Genomic DNA, 23,933 nt, shown 5'->3' with positions numbered 1-23,933 from the left:
GCCTGCCCCTCCCGCCGTTCAGGACGCGTCGCCCGCCTTCGCCTGCGCGGCCTTCAGCGCCTCCTGCGGGGACGCGGCGCCGGAGAGGGCGCTCTGCAACGCGGACTCGACGGCGGTCGCGATGGCCGGGTAGCGGGTGCCCACGTCGGCGGTGCGCGAGGCGGCCGTGGCGACCTCGTCGACGAACGGCCGCATCGCCGGGTCGGCCTGCCCGACCTGCTCGGCGGCGGACCGCTGCGACGGCACGTACCCCACCTTCTTCGCGAAGTCGAGCTGGTGCTCAGGGGTGTTGAGACAGCCCAGCACCTTCGCGGCGGCCTTCTCGTGCGCCGGGTCGCTGCGCGGCACCGTCCACACCTCGCCGCCGAGCGGCACCTTGAGGGTGTCGCCCGCGGCGGGCACCGGGATCTGCGCGACGCCGTAGTCGAGCCCGGCGGTGCCGTCGAGACCGGGGAACTGCCACGGACCGTTGATCATCATGGCGGCCTTGCCCGCCGCGAACTGGTCGTTGACGTCGCTCTGCGCCCAGGTGACGGCCGACTTGGACATGGAGCCCTGCCGGACGAGGTCGGTGACGAGGGTGAGCGCGGCGACCGACGGCGGCGCGTCCAGGTCGGTCAGGTCGCCGCCCTTGGACCAGAAGAAGGGCAGGAACTGCCAGGCGCCCTCACCGTCGTTGTCGGCGGACATCGCGAACCCGTACCGGTCGCCCGAGGTCAGCTTCTTCGCGGCGGCCGTCAACTCGGGCCAGGTGCGCGGCGGTTGCACGCCCGCGTCGGCGAGCAGCTTCTTGTTGTAGAAGAGGGCGATCGAGTTCACGCCCGGCGCGAGACCGTAGACCTTCTTGTCGTAGGTGCCCGCCGAGAGGATCGACGGGTAGTAGCCGTCGAGGTCCACCCCGGCGCTGGTCAGCTCGGTCAGCGCGCCCGTCTCGGCGATCTGCGGCAGCGCCGGGTTGTCCAGCATCAGCAGGTGCGGCAGCGTGCGGGAGGACAGCTGCTGGAGCACCTTCGGCATCAGCTGGGGGTTGGCCACGCTCTGGTGCTCGACCTTGACGCCGACGGTCTCGGCGCAGGAGTCGAGCAGCGCGCCGATCGCGCTGCGCTGCGGCTCGGCGGTGAAGTAGTCCATCGCCTTCACGGTGACCGGCCCGGACGATCCGCTGTCCGCCGAGGACCCGCATCCGGCGGCCAGGAGCGTGCCGGCGGCGGTCAGTGCCAGGGTCCGCCCCCAGGCCGCCGAGGCGCGCTGCGTGCTTCTCATGATCGATGTCCCTTCTCGGTGCCCGCGACACAGGGAGAAATCCGCCCGATCAGGGCCGGAAACGTTTCGACGCATCGAACCGCGCACTCCGCTCCTTGTCAACGCTTCTCCCAGGGAAAGCCGTCAGCGGTGACAAGGCGTGCGAAGGAATGCCCAGGAGGTGCTCGTGCGTATACGGAAAGTCAGCGCAGTGCGGAGGCGTCCGGCCGGAGCGGGGGCGCGGGGGCCCTAGGCGCGTCGAATCATTTCGATTACGCTGCGGCCACCTGCCCGGAAGGGACCGGGCGGGAGCTTGAGACACGGGAGAAGCCGGCGTGAGTCCGTTTCGCGAAATCAGTGCGGGGATCGAATGGCGGGAAGGCGGGCAGATCCTGCGCGTCGAGGCGTGGGGCCCGGACGCGGTCCGCGTCCGGGCCGGGACCGGCGCCCTCCCCGACGACCAGCCGGGCGCCCTGGACGACACACCCCCGCCCGGACCGGCGCCCGAGGTGTCCGCGCCGTCCGAGGCGCTCATCGAGCGCACCTTCCTCGCCGGACTCGGCGTCAACGGCGGCCTGCGCGGCCCGGTCGCCCGCCTGCGGCACGGCGCGCTCACCGTCGAGATCACCCCAGACGGGGTGCTGCGCTTCCTGGACGCGTCCGGCGCCGAACTGCTCGCGGAGGAACCGGCCCACTTCTGGTGGCCGGGCCCGCGCCACCTCACCCCCCTCGGCGACGGCCGCCACCGCGCCGAGCAGCACTTCCGCGCCTACGAGGGCGAACGCCTCTACGGCCTCGGCCAGCACCAGCACGGCCTGCTCGACCAGAAGGGCGCCGTCCTCGACCTGGAACAGCGCAACGGCGAGGTCAGCGTCCCCCTGCTGATCTCCAGCCGCGGCTACGGCCTGCTCTGGAACAACCCGGCCCTCGGCACCGTCGAACTCGGCGTCACCCGCACCCGCTGGACCGCCCGCCGCACCCGCGCGATCGACTACTGGTTCACCGCGGGCACCCCCGCCGAGATCCTCTCCCGCTACGCCGACGCCACCGGCCACCCGCCGGTCCTGCCCGACTGGGCCACCGGCTTCTGGCAGTCCAAGCTGCGCTACCGCACCCAGGACGAACTCCTCGACGTGGCCCGCGAGTACCGGCGGCGCGGCCTGCCGCTGTCGGTGATCGTCGCCGACTTCTACCACTGGACCAGCCTCGGCACCTGGGGCTTCGACCCCGAGGAGTGGCCCGACCCGAAGGCCATGGCCGCCGAGCTGCACGAGGCGGGCGTACGCCTCATGGTGTCGGTGTGGCCCTCGGTCAACCCGGTCTCCCCGCAGTGGGCCGAACTCGACCGCAAGGGACTGCTGGTGGGCACCGACCGCCCCGACGGCACCCACACCCGCTGGGTCGACAAGCCCTCCGACGAGCCGGTCGGCGTCTCCTTCTACGACCCCACCCACCCGGAGGCCCGCGCCCATCTGTGGCGGGCCCTCGACGAGGGGTACCGGGCGCACGGCGTCGACGCGTTCTGGCTGGACGCCGACGAACCCGAGATCGCCCCCGTCGACCACGACGCGCTCCGCTTCCACGCGGGCCGCGGCACGGAGGTCGCCAACCTCTACCCCCGCGAGCACGCGCGCGCCGTCTGGGAGGGCATGACCGCGCGGGGCGAGGCCTGCGTCTCCCTGTCCCGGTCGGCGTGGGCGGGCAGCCAGCGCTACGGCGCCGCCCTGTGGTCCGGCGACATCGGCGTCGACTTCCCCACCCTGCGCCGCCAGATAGCGGCCGGACTCAACGCGGGCCTGTCCGGCATCCCCTGGTGGTGCTCGGACATCGGCGGCTTCCACGGCGGCGACCCCGACGACCCCGCCTACCGGGAGGTGCTGATCCGCTGGTTCCAGTTCGGCGCGTTCAGCCCCCTGTTCCGCCTGCACGGCGACCGCGAGCCCCGCACCCCGCTCGGCCGCACCATCACCGGCGGCCCCAACGAGGTGTGGTCGTACGGCGAGGAGGCCTACCGCGTCCTCGCCGTCCACCTCCACCTCCGCGAGCGGCTGCGCCCCTACCTGGGCGCGGTGATGCGGGAGGCCGCCGAGCAGGGCCTGCCCCCGATGCGCGCCCTGTTCGTGGAGTTCCCCGGCGACCCCCTGACCTGGACCGTCGACGACGCCTACCTCCTCGGCCCCGACCTGCTCGTCGCGCCGGTCACCGAGGCCGGGGCCCGGCACCGGGAGGTCTATCTGCCGGAGGGGGCGCGCTGGCACGACGCGTGGACCGGCGAGGAGCTGACGGGCGGCGCCCTGCACCGGGTGGCGGCGCCGCTGGAGCGGGTCCCGCTCTATCTGCGGGACGGCGCGAAGCTGCCGATCGCCCCGGAGGCCCTCGGGTAAAGTCGGATGACCGGCGCCGGACGCGTCCCGCGGAGCGCACGACCGCGCCGCGCCCCGCCGGCCCGATGCCAGTGACCCGCCGCGGGGGCGGGGTGTGCGTGCGAGCGGGAGGTGCGGTGGCGGTCAGGATCGTCGATGTGGCGCGCCGTGCCGGTGTCTCCCCGAGCACCGTGTCCTACGTGCTCAGCGGCAACCGCCCCATCTCCGCGGAGACCCGCCGCCGGGTCGAGGAGAGCATCGCCGAGCTGGGTTTCCGGCCGCACGCGGGCGCCCGCTCGATCCGCCGCCAGTCGACCAACGTGGTGGCGATGGTGCTGCCGATGTTCGCCGACGGACAGGGCGGCGTGCAGATGCAGTTCGTGCTGTCGGCGCTGCGCGCGGCCCGCTCCCGCAACTTCAACCTGCTGCTGCTGACCGCCGAGGACGGCGTCTCCGAGATCGACAACCTCGTCTCCAGCGCCATGGTCGACGGGGTCATCGTGATGGAGATCCAGATCGACGACCCCCGGCTGCCCGCGCTCGGTTCGCTGGAGCGGCCCGTCGTCCTCATCGGCACCCCGGACGACCGTGAGGGCCTGGTCCACGTCGACTTCGACTTCGCGGCGGCCGGTGCGATGTGCGTACGGCATCTGCTGGACCTCGGCCACCGGCACGTCGGCCTGCTCGGTCAGCCCGCCGACACCTTCGCCCGCCGCGCCGGATATGCGCTGCGGGCGCGGGACGGGGCGATGGCGACGCTGCGGGAGAACGGGCTGCGCGAGGTGTGGACCCCGGCCGTGCCGAGCCCCGCCGGGGTGGCCGAGGCGATCGAGAACCTCTTCGGCCAGGACCCCGACCTGTCCGCCCTGGTCGTCTACAACGAGCAGGCGCTGCCGTTCGTCCTGGAGCGGCTGGCCCAGCTCGGCATGCGGGTCCCCGGCGACCTGTCCGTCCTGGCGATCTGCCCCGACGACCAGGCGGAGCACCTGGTGCCCGCGGTCTCCGACGTCGCCCTGCCCGCCCGTGAGCTGGGCGGTCTCGCCTTCGAGCGGCTGGCGGGGCTCATCGGGGGCGAGGCCCAGCCGGTGTCGACGCTGCTGGCCCCCCAGCTCAAGCGCCGCGGCAGCACGGGCCCACCCCGCCGCCGCCCCTGAGACGCACCCACTGAGACACGCCCCCTGGGGCACTACACCCCCTAGGGGACCCGTCCCCCTCCCCGGGTGGACGAGCCGGACACCGCTCCCTCCCCGGGTGGACACATCGGCCCCCGCACTCGACCCCGTGGACCGATGCCCCCCTTATGTCCGGGATCGCATCATGGAGACATGAGTGCAGCGCTTCTCGACCCAGCCCGAGTCCCGGTCGGCGCCACCCCGCTCACCGGGTCCCACCGTCACCTCTTCGGCGACGCCCTGCGCGCGGTACGCGTGTTCGCCGGAGCCGCCGTCGACGTCGTCCTGCTCGGCCAGTACGGCGAGGAGGCAGGCGTCGTACGCCGCCGCAGGCCCGCCCCGCCACCGTAGACACCGGAGACCCCCCCGGGACCTACTCCTCCGCGCCCTCGGTCCCGTCCCTGCCGTCCGCGCCTTCGGTCCCGTCCGTGCCCTCCGTCGCCAGCAGTTCGTCCGCGTCGACGATGCGGTAGGCGTAGCCCTGCTCCGCCAGGAACCGCTGCCGGTGGGCGGCGAAGTCCTGGTCGATGGTGTCGCGGGCGACCACCGAGTAGAAGTGGGCCTGGTGCCCGTCCGCCTTCGGCCGCAGCACCCGGCCGAGCCGCTGGGCCTCCTCCTGGCGGGAGCCGAAGGTGCCCGAGACCTGGACGGCGACGGTGGCCTCCGGCAGGTCGATGGAGAAGTTCGCCACCTTCGACACCACCAGCACGCTGATCTCGCCCTCGCGGAACGCGTCGAAGAGCTTCTCGCGCTGTGCGTTGGACGTCTCGCCCTTGATCACCGGCGCGCCGAGGTGCTCGCCCAGCTCGTCCAGCTGGTCGATGTACTGCCCGATGACGAGGATCTGCTGCCCCGCGAAGCGCCGCACGATGGCCTCGGTGACCTTGCGCTTGGTGGCCGTCGTCGCGCAGAAGCGGTACTTCTCCTCCGCCTCGGCCGTCGCGTACGCGAGCCGTTCGGAGTCGGTGAGGTTGACCCGGACCTCGACGCAGTCGGCGGGCGCGATGTAGCCCTGCGCCTCGATCTCCTTCCACGGCGCGTCGAAGCGCTTCGGCCCGATCAGCGAGAACACGTCGGACTCGCGGCCGTCCTCGCGCACCAGCGTCGCGGTCAGACCGAGGCGGCGGCGGGCCTGGAGGTCGGCGGTGAACTTGAAGACGGGCGCGGGCAGCAGGTGCACCTCGTCGTAGAGGATGAGGCCCCAGTCGCGGGAGTCGAACAGCTCCAGGTGCGGGTAGACGCCCTTCCGGCGGGTGGTCAGCACCTGGTAGGTGGCGATGGTGACCGGCCGGATCTCCTTCCTGGTGCCGCTGTACTCGCCGATCTCGTCCTCGGTCAGCGAGGTCCGCTTCACCAGCTCGTGCTTCCACTGCCGGGCGGAGACGGTGTTGGTGACGAGGATCAGCGTGGTCGACTTCGCCTCGGCCATCGCCCCCGCGCCGACCAGCGTCTTCCCGGCGCCGCAGGGCAGCACCACGACCCCGCTCCCGCCGTGCCAGAAGTTCTCCACGGCCTGCTTCTGGTACGGCCGCAGCGCCCAGCCGTTCTCGTCCAGCTCGATGGCGTGCGCCTCGCCGTCCACGTACCCGGCGAGGTCCTCCGCGGGCCAGCCCAGCTTCAGCAGCGTCTGCTTGATCTGGCCGCGCTCGGAGGGGTGCACGGCGACGGTGTCCGGGTCGATACGGGCGCCGACCAGCGGCGCGATCCGCTTCGACCGCAGGATCTCCTCCAGCACCGGCCGGTCGGTAGTGGTCAGCACCAGCCCGTGCGCCGGATGCTTGCTGAGGGTGAGCCGCCCGTACCGGTCCATCGTCTCGGCGATGTCGACCAGCAGCGCGTGCGGCACCGGATACCGGCTGTACTGCACGAGCGCGTCCACCACCTGCTCGGCGTCGTGCCCGGCGGCGCGCGCGTTCCACAGGCCGAGCGGCGTCACCCGGTAGGTGTGGATGTGCTCGGGCGCCCGCTCCAGCTCCGCGAACGGCGCGATGGCGCGACGGCAGTCGTCGGCCTGCTCGTGGTCGACCTCCAGGAGCAGGGTCTTGTCCGACTGGACGATGAGTGGACCATTCACACGCGGACCCTTTCGATACGGCCGGACGAAGCAGCCAAACGTCCAGTGTGCCCTACTCGCCGGGCGGGAGAGGGCGCCCGCGGAGGCGGGCTCCGTCGCAGACCGGCGGGGCCGCCGAAGCGGATCACGGCGTCCCTCGTGATCCGTGGTCCAGGTCGGCTGTCCGGCCCGGCACACGAGACCTTCTACGGCGGGTCTTCCCAGGTGTGCCGCTCGGCGTGGCCGACGAAAAGGCAGCAGCCCTCACCGTCGGGCCCCGGGGACACCACCGGGCAGTCCGGCAGGACGACCGGTTCACCGTCGGCCGCGTCGAGCCATCGGAGCCACCGGGCGGTCCCGGGTTCGCCGTCGTCGTCGAGGAGCCCGTAGTGCTCTCCGTCGACGTGCGCCGACATCTGGCACTGCACGGCCCCGTCGACGCACTCCGCCGCCGACGTGCCCCGTGCTTCCCGGACCAGGTCCGGGAGCACCCGCTGCCACTCCGGGCACCGCATCACGACTCCGTACCGTGGGAGGCCGCGGGGAGCGGGGAGCGGAGCGTGCAGCGCGGGCACGTGCAGGCGGGGTAGCCGGTGGAGTCGGGGAGGATCACCGGATTCTCGACCTCCCGCACCTCCGTCACCGGGCCCCAGGTCCGGCCGGAGTCACGCGAGACTCTGAGTGTCATCAGGACACGTTGCCCAGCACTCGTGTCCTGCCGACGCGCATTCCTGTCCGGCTCGCGTGAGGGAACCTTGCTGCTCATGGTCATGGCCACACTCCTCCGTGAATCCCGCTTTCCTGTCCGGGCAACATCCAGGAAAGCCAAAGGAATCGGAGGTCTCCACGGCAGTAATGCGGCAGTCTTGAGGCAGGTCGGTGCATGGCACCGGAGAGATCGCGACCGCGCGAAAGGGGCCCCATGCACCTGGCGGAACGACGCAGGGCTCTGGGTTACAGTCAGGAACGTCTGGCCCACTTACTCGGCGTGGACCGTACGACGGTCGGACGCTGGGAAAGCGGCAGAGTCGCCCCGCAGCCACCCCAGCGACGAGGCTTGGCCGCCGCCCTCGAAGTCAGCCTCCGAGAGGTGGACGTCCTGCTGAAGTCTCCCAAAGCCGCAGGCCAGGAAGCTGTCGGGCGCCAGTTCAGTGACACCCCGAGTGCGGGAGGCACCGACGAGATGATCCGCCGTGAGTTCCTTCGCATACTGACGGTCAGCGGGGCCCTGACCGTCCTGCCGGTCGAGGAGGCCGAAGCCCTGACCGAGGGCGTCCGCCGCGGAATTCCGGCCGACTTCGCGCGAATGAACCAACACCTCTGGCAGGTGTATCAGATGGCTCGTTCCAAAGGCGCTGTCCATCCCGTCGTCCGGGACCAGTTGACGACTCTGAACGAAGCGCTCGCGAACAACCGCGGCAGTGCGCGAGTCCTGTTGCATGCGGCTGCCGACCTCTTTCAGCTGGCCGGGGAGGTGGCGTTCGACGGCAATCGATACTCCGAGGCGGCTGCTTCGTACGCGCTCGCCGCATCGGTCAGCAAGGACGCCGACGCGTACGACCTGTGGGCCTGCGCGCTCGTCCGTCACGCCTACGTCGACCTGTCCGAGCGGCGGTACCGGCAGGCCGCGCAGGTGCTCGGCGCGGCCGAACGACTGGCCCGCCGAGGGGACAGCGGCCTCGCTACCCGGCACTGGGTCGCGTCCGTCCAGGCCGAGGCGAGCGCCGGTCTGGGCGACGTGGACGCGTGCGAACGCGCCATGGACCGGGCAGAGACGGTTCGCGACCTCACCGCGCAGAGCGCGGGCGGTGGATGGCTCCGCTTCGACGGAGCGCGTCTGACAGAGGAACGGGGCTCGCGCTACGTCCAACTGGGCCGCCTCGACCGGGCGGAGCATGTCCTGACGGAGGCTCTGCGACAGCCGGCTCTGGCGCCCGGACAGTCGTACCGTCGACGGGGAGCGGTCCTCACCGACCTGGCGGCGATCGGTGCCAGACGGCGTGATGTCGAACAGGCCGTGGCGTACGGCCGGGAAGCCGTCGACATGGCCCGCGCCTCCGGGTCCGGCTATGTCGCCCGTAGACTCCGAGCCCTGTGCGACGAGTTCGGTCCCGTGAGCCGCGACCACCGCGTGGCGGAACTGGGGGCGGAGATCGCCGTCCTGAGCACGCCGTCACGAGAGGGCTAGGCATGTCGCAGACCGAGGGTGCGCGGTTGTTCCGGGAAGCCTGGATCGCGGGAGTCCGGCGGCACTTCCCCGGAGAGCCGAAGGCCGGATACGTGACCCCCTGGGACGACACCCCGCAGTGGGAGCGCGAGGCGGCGGGCTCCGTGTACGAGCAGGTCCGCCACTTCGTCGAGATCAGCGGCGGCACCGCGGCCCGGCTGTCGCGCGAACAGAAGAGCCGCTTCGTCGCGACGTGCTGGACGGCCCAGATGTTCAAGCACTTCGAGGACCCCAAGCCGGGTTACGTGGCCGACTGGCCCGACCTCCCGGCCTGGCAGCAGGAGACCGACGCCGACATCTTCGAGGCCATCGAGAAGACACCGGGCTGATCGCGGACCGCGCTCGGGGAGGAACTCGGGGTGCGGGCCCCCGCCCCGGTGGCGCTACATCTCCCCGTCCGCCAGTTCCGCCACCCCCGTGATCCGGTGCAGCGGGTACGTGCGGACCTCGTCCGCCGTGTGGTCGTACGCCGTCACGAAGCCGCCCTCGACCCGGACGGGCGCGATGACGCGCTGGCTGGCGCCGCCCTCGGCGTTGACGTAGCCGATCCACAGGGCGGCGCCGGTGAGGACGGCGGCCTGCATGGTGGCCAGGGTCTCGGCCGCCGAGGTGCGGGGGAGGGCGCCGGGGGCGAGGGAGGCCGCGCCGGTCGCGTCCGCCGTCGGGCCCGCCTTGCGCGGCGCCGTCGAGGCCAGGTCGCCCGCGCGGATCGCCCGGATCGCGGCCGTCAGGAGCGTCCCGTCCGGGGCGGGCGGGCCGTCCGGCACCGGTACGGGCGCGGTGCGCGGCGGGGTGCGGTGGGCGTCGGCGCGGGTGATGAGGACGTCGCCCTCGGCGGACTCCGCGGCGGGCGCGTACCCCATCGCCCGCAGCCCCTCCAGCAGGGCCGCCGGGTCCGCCTGCGCGGCCAGCACGGTCGGCGCGAGCCGCCGCAGCCGCAGCGCCGCGGACCGCTTGTCGGCGAGGATCTCGTTGAGCAGCGCGTCGTCGTCGCAGCGGACGTACGCCGACGCCGCGCCCACCCGCAGATGACCGTGTCTGCGGGCCACGTCGTCGATCAGGTACGCCAGCGGCTGCGGCACCGGCGTCCGCGCGTGCGCCGCGAGGAACGCGTGCAGGTCGGACGCGCTGCGGCCCGCGTCCAGGGCACGCCGTACGGAGGCGGGCGTGAACCGGTAGACGGTCGCGCCGCCCTTCGACTCCACGTCGGCGAGGACGCCCAGCGCGTCCGCGAGCGGCCGGTGCAGCGGGCCGGGCGCCACGGCCGTCAGGTCTGCCTGGAGCAGGACGTGGTCCAGCGGCTCCGGGAGCAGCGGCGCGAGCAGCTTCGCGGCGGTCGCGGCGGCGGTCGCCTGCTCGGCGGGGGAGAGGGCGGAGGGGACCGGGGGTGGGGCGGCGGTCGTGCGGTGGTGCGGGGCGGGGAGCTTGTCCCCGGGACCGGAGTCGGAGTCGGAGCCGGGGGCGGGGGCGGGGGTGGAGGCAGGGGAGGCGGGGGACTGTGCCGCCGTCGCCCTCGTCGTCCCCGTCGGCGCAGGACCTCCGGGGGTCCGTCCCGCCCCGAGCAGCGCCCGCCCGTGTGCCGACAGCGCCCCCCGCCCGGTCACCCCGAGCAGCTCCGCCTCGGTCAGGGTCCAGCGGGCCAGCCGGGAACGCAGGTCGTCCTCGCGCTGGGGGCCGCGCAGCGGGCGCTCCCAGCCCAGCCGGGCCAGCACCGACTCCGCGTCCGGCGCGCCGCCCTCGGGCAGCGCGGCCAGCAGCGCCAGCACCCGGTGCCGTACCTCGGGCGCCGCCGACCGGTCCAGGCCGGGGCCCAGTGCCGACAGTGCGCGGTCCTTCGCGTCCCGGCCGCCGACCACGCCCGCCGTACGGGTCGCCGTCAGCCAGGCCCGCGCCAGCACCGCCCACCGCTCGGCCGCGGGCAGCTCCCGCCACTCGTCGTGCGCCGGGGTCGCCGCGTACCGCTCGTCGGCCTCGCCGTCGGAGGCGATCAGCCCGGCCGCGTACGCCAGCTCCACCCAGAACGCGGCCACCGGCTCCGACGCGTCCAGCGCGACCGCCGTCCGCTTGAGGTCGCGCACGCTCAGCCCGCCCGCGCGCAGCACGGCGGGCCCGCCCTCGTCCCAGTCCTTCAGCAGCTCCTCGACGGTGGCCAGCGCCGTGTACGCCTGCCCGGCCGCCGTCGCGTCCACCACCTTCGGCGCGTGCGTGGCCGCCGCCGCCACGACCGGCGGCACCGGCTCGGGCGCGCGGTGCGCCCGCCCGCCCCGCAGGTGCAGGGCGACCTCGCGGGGCAGTACGACCGTGCCGGGCGCGGTCGGCAGCAGCAGCCCGCGGTCCAGCAGCCACCGCAGCCGGGGCGCCGGATCGGCGGTGACCTGCCCGTACGGCGGCCCCCACACCAGCCGCTCCAGCACGTCCAGGGAGTCCGCCGGGGCCTTCGCGAGCAGCGCCTTCATCTTCCGGCGCTGCGAGAACAGCGCGGACAGCGCGGTCGCCGCCGACACCGCGTCGTGCGTCGACGGCAGCCCGGCCGCCGCCACGATCTCCTGGACACGGCCCGGCGACATCCCCGCCGTGGCCTCCGGCACGGACGGGCCGAGGCCGGTGGGGGAGGGGTGCTGCGGCGACGGCGCGAGCAGCTCGCGCGCGGTGCGCACCAGCCGCAGCCGGGCGTCGTCGCCCCACACGAGGGCCTGCTCGCGCAGCACCGCGACCGCCCCCGGCAGCGCGGCGGCCACCGCCGGGTCCCGCTCGTCCCCGCCCATCAGCCCGAGCAGCTCGTCGTACGACGCGGGCTCCCCGGCGACGGCCAGCGCCTCCGCGCTCTGGAGGGTGAACCGGTCCAGCCGCTCCAGCGCGCGCACCACGGAGGCACGGGTGCCCGCACGGGTGGCGAGCTGCGTCAGGTCCGTCGGGACGGGGGTGATGAGGTCGGGGCGGGCGCGCAGGAGCGCGGCCAGGGACGCGTCGTCCCGGACGCGAAGCGCCTCCGCGAGCGAACGCGGGGCCGCGGTCTTCTCGTCGCTGCTCATCCTGTCAACGGTAGCGGGTGCGGCGCGCCGCACCCGGTGCGCCGCAGAATGCCGACGCCTCCGGCGGAGGGGGAGACCGGAGTGCCGGGGTGCGGCGGTGTGCCCCCGCACCCCGCCGCACAGGCCGCCTCCTGCGCTAACGTCGTGTCACGGGGCTCATCCAAGGCAGCCGCCCCGGAGGGGACTTCGTGGGTATCGAGAGCGACCAGGTCGTCTACGAGTATCTGAGCCGGGTCGGTGACGTGGCGCACCAGCAGCAGCTGTCGTCGGCCACGCGCATGCGGCTGGTGTCCGAGCTGCGCAACGAGATCGACCGGCGCCGCGCCAGGACACCCGTCGACAGCCCGGCCGCGGTCCGCCGCATCCTGGACCGGCTGGGCAGCCCCGACGACGTGGTCGCCGCCGCCGACGGCACCCGCGCACCGGTCCCCGAGGCCCCCACCGCGGCCGTCCCCACCCAGCGCGCCCAGGGCGACCGGCGCGACGAGCGGGAGGCGGAGAAGACCGACCCGCCGCGCAAGGGACTGCGCCGGGTCGTGCCCCTGCCGCGGCCCCGCTCCGACCCGCCCCAGGACGCCCCGGCGCCGTCCGTCCCCGCCGACTCCGTCCCCGCCGGGCCGCGTCCGGGCGGGCCCGACTGGTGGCGCAAGGACGACGGTCCCGGCAGCGGCGACGACAGCGGCGTCCTCGACCTCGGCGACGGCATCACCGGCTTCGTCGGCGGCATCGAGATCGCGGACATGCTGAAGTCCCCGGCCACCCTGCGCCGCGAGGAGGAGGAAGCGCGGGAACTGGCGACCCTGCGGCAACGCGAGAAGGAACGGGCCGAGGCGGAGAAGGCCGCGGAAGGGGCGGCGGTCGTCGAGCAGAAGAAGGCGGCCGGGTCCGGCCTGCGCCGCCTCCTCCGCCCGTCGTCCCCCCGCCCGGCCGCCGCTGCCGCCGCCACCGGCCCCCGCTGGACCAACCCGCTGCTCCTGCTGGCCGCGCTCTGCCTGGTCGCGGGCGCGGTCCTCGGCAACTGGCTCGCCCTGGCCGTCGGCTGGCTCATCGCCTGGGCGTCCCGCCGCCTGACCGACACCGAGACGAAGCTCGCGCTGTTCGGCCTCCCCGGCCTGTCGGTCGCGGCCGGGCTGCTCTGGCTGTGGGGCCGTACCGAGGGCCGCTGGGGCGACCCGATCGCCGACGGCCGGATGAACGACGCGGTCGCCGAGACCTGGCCCTGGGTCCTGCGCGGCGCGGCGATCACCACGGCCCTGTTCCTCGTCTGGCGCTCCCAGCGCGGCGGCAAGGCGTAGGCGGCCGCGGCACGGCGTACGCACGGGCCTGGGCGCCGACGGGACGGGACCAGCACCGCAGGCGCCCCGGACCGTCACCAGTGGGGCGGAGGGAGGCCCACTCCCCCCGCCTCACCCCCGCTGGGCACAATGACCCATATGGCCACCGAACCCACCCCCACCACCACCGCGCCCGCCTCCACCGCCCCCACGGTCGGCTTCGACCTCGACATGACGCTCATCGACTCCCGCCCCGGTATCCACGCCTGCTACGTGGCGCTGGCCGAGCGGACCGGGGTGTTCGTCGACGCCGACCAGGCCGTGACCCGGCTGGGGCCCCCGCTCGCGGACGAGCTGGTGCGCTGGTTCCCGGCGGAGGAGGTACCGGCGGTGGCCGACCTGTACCGGTCGATGTACCCGTCGATCGCCATCGCGCCGACGCCCGCGCTGCCCGGCGCGCGGGAGGCGGTCGCGGCGGTGCGGGCGGCGGGCGGCCGGGCGGTCGTGGTCACCGCGAAGCACGAGCCCAACGCGAAGCTGCACCTGGCGCACCTCGGCATCGAGCCCGACGCGGTCGTCGGCGACCTGTGGGCCGAGCAGAAGGCGGTGGCGCTGCGCGAGCACGGCGCGACGGTGTACGTCGGCGACCACGTCGGCGACGTACGCGGCGCCCGCACGGCCGGGGCGCTGTCGGTGGCCGTGCCCACCGGCCCGTGCGACGCGGACGAGCTGCGGGCGGCGGGCGCCGACGTCGTCCTCGCCGACCTCACCGCCTTCCCGGAATGGCTCGCGGCCTACCGCGCGGCCCGCGCCTGACGGCGTCCCGCGGCGGCCGAGCGCAGCACCCCCGCCCCGGCGATGAGGAATCCGACGCCCATCAGCATGCTCAGGCCGAACATGAACGTCGGAAAGGGCTTCGCGTCGAAGAGGAGCGGGGCCACCGTGACGAGCGTGGCCACCGCGCCGACGAAGAAGACGACGGCTCCGGCCCGGATCAGTCGGTCACCGGCCGCGGCGGAATTCGTTTGGGTTTTGTCACGCACCCGACCAGGGTAGTTCCCAGCCCGAAGGAACAAGCCGGGGACGTCTTGTCACCCGGCGGAAGACCATTAGCCTGAGTACCGGCGGGTCAGGGTCGACCCGCCTCGGTGTTGTCACGAGCCGTTTCAGAAGCAGTTTTCCGACAAGTACGAGGACGAGGACAGACGTGCCTACCGGCAAAGTCAAGTGGTTCAACAGTGAGAAGGGCTTCGGCTTTCTCTCCCGGGACGACGGCGGTGACGTCTTCGTCCATTCCTCGGTCCTCCCCGCCGGTGTGGAGACACTGAAGCCGGGCCAGCGCGTGGAGTTCGGTGTCGTGGCCGGGCAGCGTGGTGACCAGGCGCTGTCCGTCGTGATGCTTGATCCGACGCCCTCGGTCGCCGCCGCCCAGCGCAAGAAGCCCGATGAACTCGCCTCCATCGTCCAGGATTTGACGACTCTTCTGGAGAACATCACTCCGATGCTGGAGAAGGGGCGTTACCCGGAGAAGACCTCCGGCAAGAAGATCGCGGGTCTGCTGCGCGCCGTGGCCGACCAGTTGGACGTCTGACCGTCCGCCGACTTGCGGCAGGTGTGTTCCGGCCGGGCGTCCGAAAAGGCGCCCGGCTCGCGGTAATTCAGGGGAACGTGAGCGCGTCCGGGCCGAGGGGCGGTACCAGTCCCTCGGCCGCCGCGCGGGTGAGCAGTCCGCGTACGGCCGCGTAGCCGTCCTCGCCGAGATCCGCCGTGAACTCGTTGACGTACAGCCCGATGTGCTGGTCCGCGACGGCCGGGTCCATCTCCTGCGCGTGTTCCATGACGTACGGCCGGGACACCTCGGGTGTCTCCCACGCGGCGCGTACCGAGGCGCGGACGGCGTCCGCGAGGCCGGTCAGGGTCTCGGTGCCCAGGGACCGCTTCGCGATGATCGCGCCGAGCGGGATCGGCAGCCCGGTCGTGGCCTCCCAGTGCTCGCCCATGTCGGCCAGCTTGTGCAGGCCGTACTCCTGGTACGTGAACCGTGCCTCGTGGATGACGAGGCCCGCGTCGACCTTGCCGTCCCGGACGGCCGGCATGATCTCGTGGAACGGCAGGACGACGATCTCGCCGACCCCGTCCGGCAGCACGTCCGCCGCCCAGAGCCGGAACAGCAGGTACGCCGTCGACCGCTCGCTGGGCACGGCGACGGTCCGCCCGGTCAGGTCGGTGCCCGGCTCCCGGGTCAGCACCAGCGGCCCGCACCCCCGCCCGAGCGCGCCCCCGCAGGGCAGCAGCGTGTACGTGCCGAGGACGTACGGCAGGACGGCGTACGACACCTTCAGCACGTCGTGCGGGTCGTCGCCGCCGCGTTCGGCGAGGCCGTTGGTGACGTCGATGTCGGCGAAGGTCACGTCGAGGGCGGGCGCGCCGGGGACGCGGCCGTGGGCGAGGGCGTCGAAGACGAAGGTGTCGTTGGGGCAGGGCGAGTACGCGATGCGCAGGGACTGCGGGTCACTGGTCATGCCGGTTCCAACTCTCCAGGACGGGTGCGAGCTTCCCGAAGGCCGCGGTGAGGGCCGCCAGGGCGTCCCCGATGCGCCAGGCGGCGCGGTCGCGGGGGCCCACGGGGTTGGAGACCGCGCGGATCTCCAGGACGGCCGCGCCGTGCGCGTCGGCCGCCTCGGCGACGCCGAAGCCCTCCATGGCCTCGGCCAGGGCGTGCGGGTGGCGGGCGCGGAGCGCGTCCGCGCGGGCGGCGGTGCCGGTGACCGTCGACACGGTCAGTACGGTCCCGGTCGCGGCGCCGGTCGCGTCGGCGGTGCGGCGGACCAGGGAGCGGGGCGGGTGGTGGCTGACCCGGCCGAAGCCCAGCTCGGTGACCGGCAGGAACCCGTCGGGGCTGTCGGCGCCCAGGTCGGCGGCGGTGATCACGTCGGCGACGACGAGGGAGCCGACGGGCGCGCCGGGGGCGAAGCCGCCGCCGATCCCGGCCGACACCACCAGCCCGTACCGGCCCCCGGCACCGGCACCCTCACCGTCTCCGTCGAGGGCGGCGGCGGTCAGCGCGGCGGAGACGGCCGCGGCGGCCGCCGCCGGGCCGACCCCGGCGGCCAGCAGGTCCAGCCGGTCGCCCAGCCGGTGCAGGGTGACGCCCGGCCGGTGCGCGACGCGGGCGGGCAGGGCGGGGAACGCCCGCGCCACCGCGTCCCGCTCGGCGGCGACGGCGGTGGCGATCAGGACGCGGGAGCCGGGGGCGGCCGGTGCGCCGGACGTGGTCAGGCGTCCTTCTTGAGCTCGAACGACCACAGGCCGGTCACCGCCTGGCTGTTCGTCTTCCCGTCGCCCGCCTTGATGGTGACGAGGGTCGAGTCGCCCTGGGCACCGTACTGGGCGTTGAAGAAGACGCTGCCGGGGATCGTGCGGTACGTCTTGCCGCTGTCCTCGGTGAGCGGCTGACCGTTCATCCAGATCGTCCAGCGGTCGTCGGCGACGTCGGGGTCGACGCCGAAGCGGACCGTCTCGTCCGGGTCGACGGTGATCGTCTTGATGTCCTTGTCCTTCAGGCACTTCGCGATGGCCGCGGCCTGGAGGGTGTCGCCCTCGCCGCCGCAGGTGGCCTCCGAGCTGACCGAGGTGTCGCCGACCGTGATCGTGGACATGGGGGTCGGCTTGTCACAGGCCGACAGGACGAGCAGTCCGGCGGAAACGGCACCGGCGACGGCGACGGCACGGCGGCGTCGCACGACGCGGAGCGCATCTGCGGCTGCGCCGCGAGGCATCGAGGTCATGCCCGAAGGCTATCGGGCACGCCGGGCCGTCCCTCTACGTGGGGGGCGGCGTGGCCCCGGGTTACGGCCACGGGGTGACGCGGCACGGGGGGGGGCGGGGGCCGCGGTACGGGCGCCGCTCACGCCACCCGCGGGCGTGGCTTGCCGCCGTGGCGGGCCGAGCCGACGAGGCCGCGGGCGGTGGTGGTCCAGCCGACGGCGACGACCGCGGCGGCGATCGAGAGGCCGAGGGCGCCGTTCAGCGGCATGGCGATGCCGACCGCGCCGCCGAAGACCCAGGACACCTGGAGCAGCGTCTCCGAGCGGGCGAACGCCGAGGTGCGGACCAGTTCGGGGACGTCCCGCTGGATCAGTGCGTCCAGGGACAGCTTGGACAGGGCCTGGGAGAAGCCCGCGACCGCGGCCAGGCAGGCCACGAGGAACGCGCCGAAGAAGACCGCCGCCGTGATCGCGGCGCCCAGCACCACCGCCACCACCGTCACGATGATCAGTTCCGGGGCCCGCGAGCGCAGCGCGGCCCCGACCGAGGTGCCGAGCGCGTTGCCGAGGCCCGCCGCGACGGCGACCATGCCCAGCGACACCGCCGCGCTCTGCCCGGTCAGCGGATGCTCCCGCAGCAGGAACGCCAGGAAGAACGTGAGGAACCCCGACAGCCAGCGCAGCGCCGCGTTGGCGCCCAGCGCGTGGGTCACGGCGATGCCGACGGTCCTGAGGCCCGGCCGTTTCACGGGCTGCCGGTGCGGGCCGTGCAGGTGGTCCTCGTCCGCCGCGAGCAGCGCCCGGTCCTCCCCCTTGGCGGAGTCGACCTTGCGGGGCAGGGAGAACGACAGGAACGTACCCGCCACGAAGATCACGAAGGCGCCGTAGAGGGGGTAGCGGGGGCCGAGGGCCTGGAGGCCCGCGCCGATGGGGGCGGCGACGCCCGTCGCGAGGAGGCCGCCGAGGGTGACCCGCGAGTTCGCCTTCACCAGCGAGAACCCCGGCGGCAGCAGCCGTGGCACGACGGCGCTTCTCACCACGCCGTACGCCTTCGACGCGACGAGGACGCCGAGGGCCGCCGGGTAGAGCTGGAGGCTGCCGGTGACGACCGCGCCGGACAGCACCAGCGCCAGCAGGGCCCGCGCCAGCATCGCCCCGGACATCGCGGCGCGGCGGCCGTGCGGCAGCCGGTCCAGGAGGGGGCCGATCACCGGGGCGAGCAGGGTGAAGGGGGCCATCGTGATGGCGAGGTAGAGGGCGACCCGGCCGCGCGCCTCGTCGGTGGGGACGGAGAAGAACACGGTCGACGCGAGCGCCACGGTGATCATGACGTCGCCCGCGCCGTTCACCGCGTGCAGTTCGATCAGCTTGCCGAGGCCGGACTCGCCCGCGCCGTGCGCGTGGGTGGCCTTGCGGATACCGCGCGCGGTGCCGGTGAAGGGCAGGCGCAGGGCGCGGCCGACCGCGCGGACGGGCCCGTTGCGTACCCGGCCCGGACCACTCACCCTGTCCCCCTCCCTCGCGCTGTGCTCCCGGTGCTCCCGGAGCCCCTGGGACCCACCGGTCCCGGTGGCGTCCTGGGGTGTTCTCGCGGCTGCCACCCCGTCATAGTGCCCCGAGACGGCCGGGTGTAGCGCGGTTACCGCGCGTACGACCGCGCACATTCCGGTCGGCGGCCGGGCGTGTCCCGGCCGGGCGCGGCACGGATTCCCCCCACGGGGTGGCCCGTACGGGGCCGTGGACGCGCCGTGCGGCCCCGGCCGCGCGGGCCGGGGAGGGCGGGCCGGGCGGTGGGAAAGTCGGCGCGGAAGGCCGCAGAAGGACCGTCGGTGTGGGCGCAGCGCCCGCGAACAGGTAGCGTGCGTATCTCAGCCATCCCCCACAATGGATGGCACAGGTGCGTCCGTGAGCGATCGGACGCGGACGTCGACGCGGCCCGCAGGTCCGCTCCGTCCGCTCCGCCGCCGGTGGCGACCGCACCCGAGTGACGGCGTAGGAGAGAAGCGATACCTGTGAGCGCAGCGACCACGCGAAGCCGCACCCCCGACCGCCTGTGCGCCGAGGCCGTCGACCTCGCCCGTGCGGCGGCAGAGGAGGCCGCCGCGCCCGGCGTGGTCGGTGAGCACGTGGGCGTCCTCGCCGAGGGCGACCGAGTCGTGACCCACTTCTTCGCCTGCCAGGAGCTGGGCTACCGGGGCTGGCGCTGGGCCGCCACGGTCGCGCGGGCCTCGCGCGCCAAGGTCGTCACGCTGGACGAGGTCGTCCTGCTGCCCGGCCCCGACGCGGTCCTCGCCCCCGAGTGGGTGCCGTGGAGCGAGCGGCTGCGCCCCGGCGACCTCGGCCCCGGCGACCTGCTGCCCACCGACGCGGAGGATCTCCGTCTGGAGCCCGGCTACACGGGCGAGGACGCCCCGCCGCCGAACTCCGCCGTCTCGGAGGAGATGGCCGAGCTGGTGGAGGCGGAGGACGCCGAGGTGACGGCGGGTCCGCCCGCCGAGTTGCCGGTGGCGCCCGCCGTCGGGTCGATCGCCTCGATCGCCGAGGAACTCGGCATGCGGCGGGCCCGCGTGCTGTCCCGGTACGGGCTGTACGCCTCCGCCGACCGCTGGGAGGAGGCGTTCGGTGCGAAGACCCCGATGGCGCAGGCCGCCCCGGCGACCTGTGTCAGCTGCGGTTTCCTCAACCCGATCGGCGGCTCCCTCGGCCAGGCCTTCGGTGTCTGCGCCAACGAGTTCTCCCCGGCCGACGGCCGCGTGGTCTCCCTGGCGTACGGCTGCGGCGGGCACTCGGAGGCGGCGGTCATGCCGAAGCCGCCGCGCCCGCCGGCGCCCGTCGTCGACGAGAACGAGGTGGACCCGTTCCCCCTCCGCCCGTCCCCCGACTCGGGCTCGGTCCCGTCGACCCCCGACGAGGAATCCGCGGAACTGGGCCACGCGTAAGCCCTCCGGGCGGGCGCGCCGCCCTCCGGGGGCTTCCGGTACGTCGTCGGCTCCCGCCCGCCCGTGGTCACCCGCGCAGTTCCCCGCGCCCCCAAACAGCCCAGCCCCACCCCCCAGCCCGCACATGACCCCCCACGGCCGCCCCCCCGGGGGCGCGGGGAACGGCGCGCCCAGCCCCCCACAACCCGCACACGACCACCCACGCTGGCCTCCCCAGGGGCGCGGGGAACTGCGCGACCGGCCGTCCACGGCCCGCACCGCATCACCCACCGGTGGTCCCCAGGGGCGCGGGGAACTGCGCGCCCAGCCCCCACGGCCCGCACGGGACCACTCGCCGTGGTCGACAGGGGCGCGGGGAACTGCGCGACCAGCCCCCACCCACCCGCACCGCACCACCCACCCGCACCACACCACCCCCCTCCCCGCCCAAACCCCCCTCACCCCCCAGCGCGGTACCTTCGTGCCCTCGGTGATGAGGAGAGTGAACCGACGTGAGCACCAAGTTCGTACGACCCGCCCCCGAGGGCGCCGACCCCTTCGGGACGGCCCGCCTCCGCCGCGGCGTACTGGACGCCTGGGCCACCAGCCCCGCCCGCTTCCGCGAGGACGCCAACGCGGAGGAGGACCTCGTCCTCGGCGGCTACCGCGACCGCCTCGTCGTGGAGCTGGCCCAGAACGCGGCGGACGCCGCCGCCCGCGCGGGTGTCCCGGGCCGGCTGCGGCTGACGCTCCGCGAGGGTGTCCTGGTGGCGGCGAACACCGGCGCCCCGCTGGACGCGGCGGGCGTCGAGTCCCTCTCCACTCTCCGCGCCTCGGCGAAGCGAGGGGCCTCGGAGGACGCGACGACGCCCCAGGCGGCCGTGGGCCGTTTCGGTGTCGGTTTCGCCGCCGTCCTCTCCGTCACCGACGACCCGGCCGTGGTGGGCCGCCACGGGGGCGTCCGCTGGGCCCTCGGAGAGGCCCGCGTGCTGGCCGCGGAGACCGCCCGCCACAGTCCGGGCCTGGGGGACGAGATCCGCCGCCGCGAGGGCCATGTCCCGCTGCTGCGGCTGCCGTTCGCCGCCGAGGGCACCGCCCCCGACGGCTACGACACGGCCGTCATCCTGCCGTTGCGCGACGCCGCCGCGGCCGACCTCGCCGAGCGTCTCCTCACCGCCGTCGACGACGCGCTCCTGCTGGCCCTGCCGGGCCTGGCGGAGGTGGTGATCGAGGTCGGTGACGCGGCCCCGCGCACGCTGCGCCGTACGGCGGACGGTGACCTCACGGTCGTGTCGGACAGCCGTGACGGCGACACCCGCTGGCGGATCGCCGCCGCGCACGGCCCCCTCACCGCGGAGCTGCTCGCGGACCGCCCGGTGGAGGAGCGGCTGCGCCCCCACTGGTCGGTGACCTGGGCGGTCCCGGTGGACGCGGACGGCGCGCCCGCCCGCCCCCGTACCAGCCCGGTCGTGCACGCGCCGACCCCGAGCGACGAGCCGCTCGGGGTGCCCGCGCTGCTCATCGCGTCGTTCCCGCTGGACCCCACCCGCCGGCACGCGGCACCCGGCCCGCTCACCGACCATCTCGTGCGGTGCGCGGCGGACGCGTACGCCGAACTCCTCGCCGCCTGGCGGCCGGTGACGGTCGGCGTCATCGGTCTGGTGCCGGGCGCGCTGGGCCGGGGCGAGCTGGACGGCGCGCTGCGGCAGGCGATCCTGGACCGGCTGCCGCGCACCGCGTTCCTGCCGCCCGCCCTGCCGCCGGTCCCCGGTGACCGGGACGCGCTGCCGGAGGCGCTGCGCCCGCGGGACGCGGAGGTCGTCGAGGGCGCGGGCGCGGACACCGTACGGGTTCTCGCGGAGGTGCTGCCGACGCTGCTGCCCGCCGGGCTGGAGCGCCGGGCGGAGCTGCGCACCCTCGGGGTGGCCCGTGTCCCGCTGGCGGACGCGGTCGACCGGCTGGCGGGCCTGGAGAAGGACCCGGAGTGGTGGTACCGGCTGTACGACAGCCTCGCCGGGGTCGACCCGGACCGCCTCTCGGGGCTGCCGGTGCCGCTGGCCGACGGCCGCACGACGGTCGGCCCCCGCCAGATCCTGCTGCCCGCCCCGTCCACGGACGGCACCGCGAGCGGGGTCGCGGGTGTCGACCCCGAGGTCCTGGCCCGCCTGGGTCTGAAGGTCGCCCACCCGGACGCGGCGCATCCCCTGCTGGAGAAGCTGGGGGCGCTGCCCGCGACGCCGCGCGCGGTGCTCACCACCCCGCAGGTCCGTGCGGCGGTGGCCGCCTCGCTGGACGACGACGGCGGCGCCTGGGACGAGCCGGACACCCTGGACGCCGAGGAACTCGCCGACGCCGTGCTGGCGTTGGTGCGGGACGCGGGCCTGGAGCCGGGTGACGAGCCGTGGCTGGGCGCGCTGGCGCTGCCCGACGAGGACGGCGAACTGGCGCCCGCCGGTGAACTCCTGCTGCCCGGCAGCGCGTTCGCGGAGGTGGTCCGCGAGGACGAACTCGCCTCCGTGGACCGGGAGCTGGCCGACAGGTGGGGCGAACAGCCCCTGGCCGCTTGTGGGGTGCTCGCCGGTTTCACCCTGGTCCGCGCCACCGACGTCGTCCTCGACCCGAACGAACTGGAGCCCCGCGAGGGCGACTTCGCGGAACCGGACGACGCGGGCCTGCTGGACGCGGTGGACGTGTGGTGCGAGGACGTCCTGGACCGGTTCCCCGACAGCCCGGTCCCGCCGGTCGCCACGGAACTCCTCGCCGTCCGCGACCTCGACCTCGTCGACGAGGACCGCTGGCCGCAGGCGCTGGCCCTGCTCGCCCGGCCGCCGCTGCGCGACGCCCTCACACAGCCGCTGCGCGTCCTGCTGCCCGACGGCACCCATGAGGTGGTCCGCCCGTACACGGCGTGGTGGCTGCGCGGGAACCCGGTCCTCGACGGCCGCCGCCCGGCCGGTCTGCTGGCCGCCGGGGGAGACCCGCTGCTGCACGGCCTCTACGACGAGGCCGACGCGACCGGCTTCGACGACGAGCAGGTCCTGCGCGCCCTCGGCGTCCGCACGTCGGTGGCGGCGCTCCTCGACGAGCCGGGCGGCGCGGCCGAACTCCTCGACCGTCTCGCCGACCCGGACCGCCCGGTCACCGCGGCCCAGCTCCACGGCCTCTACGGCGCCCTGGCCGACCTGGACCCGGAGCAGGTGACCCTGCCGGACGAGCTGCGCGCGGTCGTCGACGGCCGGGTCGAGGTGGTGGACGCCGCCGACGCGGTCGTCGTGGACTCGCCCGACCTGCTGGCCTTCACCGGGGGCGTGCCCCTGCTCCCGGTCCGCCCGGCGCGCGCGGCCGAGCTGGCGGAGCTGTTCCAGGTGCGGCGGCTGAGCGAGTCCGTCACGGGCCGGGTCGACTCCGAGGGCACCTCGCACGAGGTCCCGGACGCCGTCCGTGTCCTCCTCGGCCCGCGTACTCCCGACTCCTACGTCGAGCACGAGGAGCTGGTCGTGGACGGCGTCGACATCGACTGGCGTCTCACCGACGACGGCGTGCTGCACGCGGCGACCCTGGAGGGGGTCGCCGCGGGCCTCGCCTGGGCGGCCCGCCAGTGGCCGCGCCGCTTCGAGGTCGCCGCCCTCCTGGAGGACCCGTCCCGCACCCCGGAACTGGCCCGCGACCGCTGGTTCGACTGACCCTCCGCCCCACCTCTCCGACGACAGCGCCCGCCCTCCCCGCCCACGGGACGGCGGGCGCTCTCACGCTCCCACCGCCCCGCCCCGCCCCTCCGGTGAGGCCCGCCGCCGCGCCTTCACACATCCCCCGTATTTCCTCCCCGTGGCGTGCAACCATCGGCGATCTTCGCGAGTCTCCCTCAGCGAACCGGCCGTCATGGTC

20 protein-coding genes are annotated in these 23,933 nt (G+C 74.6%); 10 read left to right on the top strand and 10 right to left on the bottom strand.

What is annotated here, in order from left to right:
* Positions 1 to 18: 18 nt before the first annotated feature.
* Complete coding sequence (locus ACIQPQ_RS13795) at positions 19 to 1,263, bottom strand: extracellular solute-binding protein (protein ID WP_401303321.1); 1,245 nt, start codon at positions 1,261 to 1,263, stop codon at positions 19 to 21.
* A 314-nt stretch (positions 1,264 to 1,577) separates the two neighbouring features.
* Between ACIQPQ_RS13795 and ACIQPQ_RS13790 the strand changes: the two genes are divergently transcribed.
* The 3 genes from ACIQPQ_RS13790 (at position 1,578) to ACIQPQ_RS13780 (ending at position 5,128) form a co-directional block, all read left to right on the top strand.
* The gene (locus tag ACIQPQ_RS13790) at positions 1,578 to 3,626 is read left to right on the top strand and encodes a TIM-barrel domain-containing protein (RefSeq protein WP_401303319.1); all 2,049 of its coding nucleotides are present in this window, start codon (positions 1,578 to 1,580) and stop codon (positions 3,624 to 3,626) included.
* A gap of 116 nt (positions 3,627 to 3,742) precedes the next feature.
* Positions 3,743 to 4,759 (top strand): LacI family DNA-binding transcriptional regulator, encoded by a 1,017-nt coding sequence (locus tag ACIQPQ_RS13785; RefSeq protein WP_401303318.1) that lies wholly within the window; start codon positions 3,743 to 3,745, stop codon positions 4,757 to 4,759.
* A gap of 171 nt (positions 4,760 to 4,930) precedes the next feature.
* Entirely contained in the window at positions 4,931 to 5,128 is a 198-nt protein-coding gene (locus ACIQPQ_RS13780) for a hypothetical protein (RefSeq protein WP_383769165.1), read from the top strand.
* A gap of 22 nt (positions 5,129 to 5,150) precedes the next feature.
* Here ACIQPQ_RS13780 and ACIQPQ_RS13775 read toward each other — a convergent pair whose 3' ends face one another.
* The 3 genes from ACIQPQ_RS13775 to ACIQPQ_RS13765 all read right to left on the bottom strand — a co-directional run bounded on the left by ACIQPQ_RS13775 (position 5,151) and on the right by ACIQPQ_RS13765 (position 7,518).
* Positions 5,151 to 6,851 (bottom strand): DNA repair helicase XPB, encoded by a 1,701-nt coding sequence (locus ACIQPQ_RS13775; protein WP_401303316.1) that lies wholly within the window; start codon positions 6,849 to 6,851, stop codon positions 5,151 to 5,153.
* A 185-nt stretch (positions 6,852 to 7,036) separates the two neighbouring features.
* Entirely contained in the window at positions 7,037 to 7,345 is a 309-nt protein-coding gene (locus tag ACIQPQ_RS13770; protein WP_401303314.1) for a hypothetical protein, read from the bottom strand.
* On the bottom strand, positions 7,345 to 7,518 hold the full coding sequence (locus tag ACIQPQ_RS13765) for a hypothetical protein (protein WP_401303313.1): 174 nt from the start codon (positions 7,516 to 7,518) through the stop codon (positions 7,345 to 7,347). The genes ACIQPQ_RS13770 and ACIQPQ_RS13765 overlap by 1 nt, the downstream gene beginning before the upstream one ends.
* 234 nt (positions 7,519 to 7,752) lie before the next feature.
* On the opposite strand from ACIQPQ_RS13765, the gene ACIQPQ_RS13760 reads away from it, so the two are divergent.
* Complete coding sequence (locus ACIQPQ_RS13760) at positions 7,753 to 9,018, top strand: helix-turn-helix transcriptional regulator (RefSeq protein WP_401303311.1); 1,266 nt, start codon at positions 7,753 to 7,755, stop codon at positions 9,016 to 9,018.
* Between the two features lie 2 nt (positions 9,019 to 9,020).
* The gene (locus tag ACIQPQ_RS13755) at positions 9,021 to 9,386 is read left to right on the top strand and encodes a hypothetical protein (RefSeq protein WP_401303309.1); all 366 of its coding nucleotides are present in this window, start codon (positions 9,021 to 9,023) and stop codon (positions 9,384 to 9,386) included.
* 54 nt (positions 9,387 to 9,440) lie between these two features.
* On the opposite strand, the gene ACIQPQ_RS13750 is transcribed toward ACIQPQ_RS13755, so the two are convergent.
* Positions 9,441 to 12,089: a helicase-associated domain-containing protein gene (locus ACIQPQ_RS13750; RefSeq protein ID WP_401303308.1), complete on the bottom strand. Its 2,649-nt coding sequence runs from the start codon at positions 12,087 to 12,089 to the stop codon at positions 9,441 to 9,443.
* Between the two features lie 188 nt (positions 12,090 to 12,277).
* Between ACIQPQ_RS13750 and ACIQPQ_RS13745 the strand changes: the two genes are divergently transcribed.
* Together ACIQPQ_RS13745 and ACIQPQ_RS13740 are read left to right on the top strand one after the other, a co-directional pair.
* On the top strand, positions 12,278 to 13,384 hold the full coding sequence (locus ACIQPQ_RS13745) for a hypothetical protein (RefSeq protein WP_401303306.1): 1,107 nt from the start codon (positions 12,278 to 12,280) through the stop codon (positions 13,382 to 13,384).
* 138 nt (positions 13,385 to 13,522) lie between these two features.
* The gene (locus ACIQPQ_RS13740; protein WP_401303304.1) at positions 13,523 to 14,179 is read left to right on the top strand and encodes an HAD family hydrolase; all 657 of its coding nucleotides are present in this window, start codon (positions 13,523 to 13,525) and stop codon (positions 14,177 to 14,179) included.
* Here ACIQPQ_RS13740 and ACIQPQ_RS13735 read toward each other — a convergent pair.
* Positions 14,158 to 14,406, bottom strand: coding sequence for a hypothetical protein (locus ACIQPQ_RS13735; RefSeq protein ID WP_401303303.1), 249 nt, complete (start codon positions 14,404 to 14,406; stop codon positions 14,158 to 14,160). The two genes, ACIQPQ_RS13740 and ACIQPQ_RS13735, sit on opposite strands and share 22 nt — an antisense overlap.
* Positions 14,407 to 14,570: 164 nt before the next feature.
* On the opposite strand from ACIQPQ_RS13735, the gene ACIQPQ_RS13730 reads away from it, so the two are divergent.
* The gene (locus ACIQPQ_RS13730; protein ID WP_383769189.1) at positions 14,571 to 14,954 is read left to right on the top strand and encodes a cold-shock protein; all 384 of its coding nucleotides are present in this window, start codon (positions 14,571 to 14,573) and stop codon (positions 14,952 to 14,954) included.
* A gap of 67 nt (positions 14,955 to 15,021) precedes the next feature.
* On the opposite strand, the gene ACIQPQ_RS13725 is transcribed toward ACIQPQ_RS13730, so the two are convergent.
* From ACIQPQ_RS13725 to ACIQPQ_RS13710, 4 genes are all read right to left on the bottom strand, one after another.
* Positions 15,022 to 15,885, bottom strand: a complete 864-nt coding sequence (locus tag ACIQPQ_RS13725) for a 1,4-dihydroxy-6-naphthoate synthase (protein ID WP_401303301.1) — start codon at positions 15,883 to 15,885, stop codon at positions 15,022 to 15,024.
* The gene (locus ACIQPQ_RS13720; protein ID WP_401303299.1) at positions 15,875 to 16,669 is read right to left on the bottom strand and encodes a futalosine hydrolase; all 795 of its coding nucleotides are present in this window, start codon (positions 16,667 to 16,669) and stop codon (positions 15,875 to 15,877) included. The genes ACIQPQ_RS13725 and ACIQPQ_RS13720 overlap by 11 nt, the downstream gene beginning before the upstream one ends.
* The gene (locus tag ACIQPQ_RS13715; RefSeq protein ID WP_401303297.1) at positions 16,639 to 17,151 is read right to left on the bottom strand and encodes a DUF2771 domain-containing protein; all 513 of its coding nucleotides are present in this window, start codon (positions 17,149 to 17,151) and stop codon (positions 16,639 to 16,641) included. The genes ACIQPQ_RS13720 and ACIQPQ_RS13715 overlap by 31 nt, the downstream gene beginning before the upstream one ends.
* Before the next feature lie 119 nt (positions 17,152 to 17,270).
* Positions 17,271 to 18,731 (bottom strand): MFS transporter, encoded by a 1,461-nt coding sequence (locus ACIQPQ_RS13710; RefSeq protein WP_401303296.1) that lies wholly within the window; start codon positions 18,729 to 18,731, stop codon positions 17,271 to 17,273.
* 411 nt (positions 18,732 to 19,142) lie between these two features.
* Between ACIQPQ_RS13710 and ACIQPQ_RS13705 the strand changes: the two genes are divergently transcribed.
* Both ACIQPQ_RS13705 and ACIQPQ_RS13700 read left to right on the top strand, forming a co-directional pair.
* Complete coding sequence (locus ACIQPQ_RS13705) at positions 19,143 to 20,069, top strand: DUF3027 domain-containing protein (RefSeq protein WP_401303295.1); 927 nt, start codon at positions 19,143 to 19,145, stop codon at positions 20,067 to 20,069.
* Between the two features lie 491 nt (positions 20,070 to 20,560).
* Entirely contained in the window at positions 20,561 to 23,731 is a 3,171-nt protein-coding gene (locus ACIQPQ_RS13700; RefSeq protein ID WP_401303293.1) for a sacsin N-terminal ATP-binding-like domain-containing protein, read from the top strand.
* Positions 23,732 to 23,933 lie beyond the last annotated feature (202 nt).

The sequence above is a fragment of the Streptomyces sp. NPDC091281 genome (assembly GCF_044757425.1).
Taxonomy (GTDB): Bacteria; Actinomycetota; Actinomycetes; order Streptomycetales; family Streptomycetaceae; genus Streptomyces.
The sequence above is the reverse complement of the archived record's forward strand: the minus strand, read 5'-3'. Positions and strand labels throughout refer to the sequence as shown.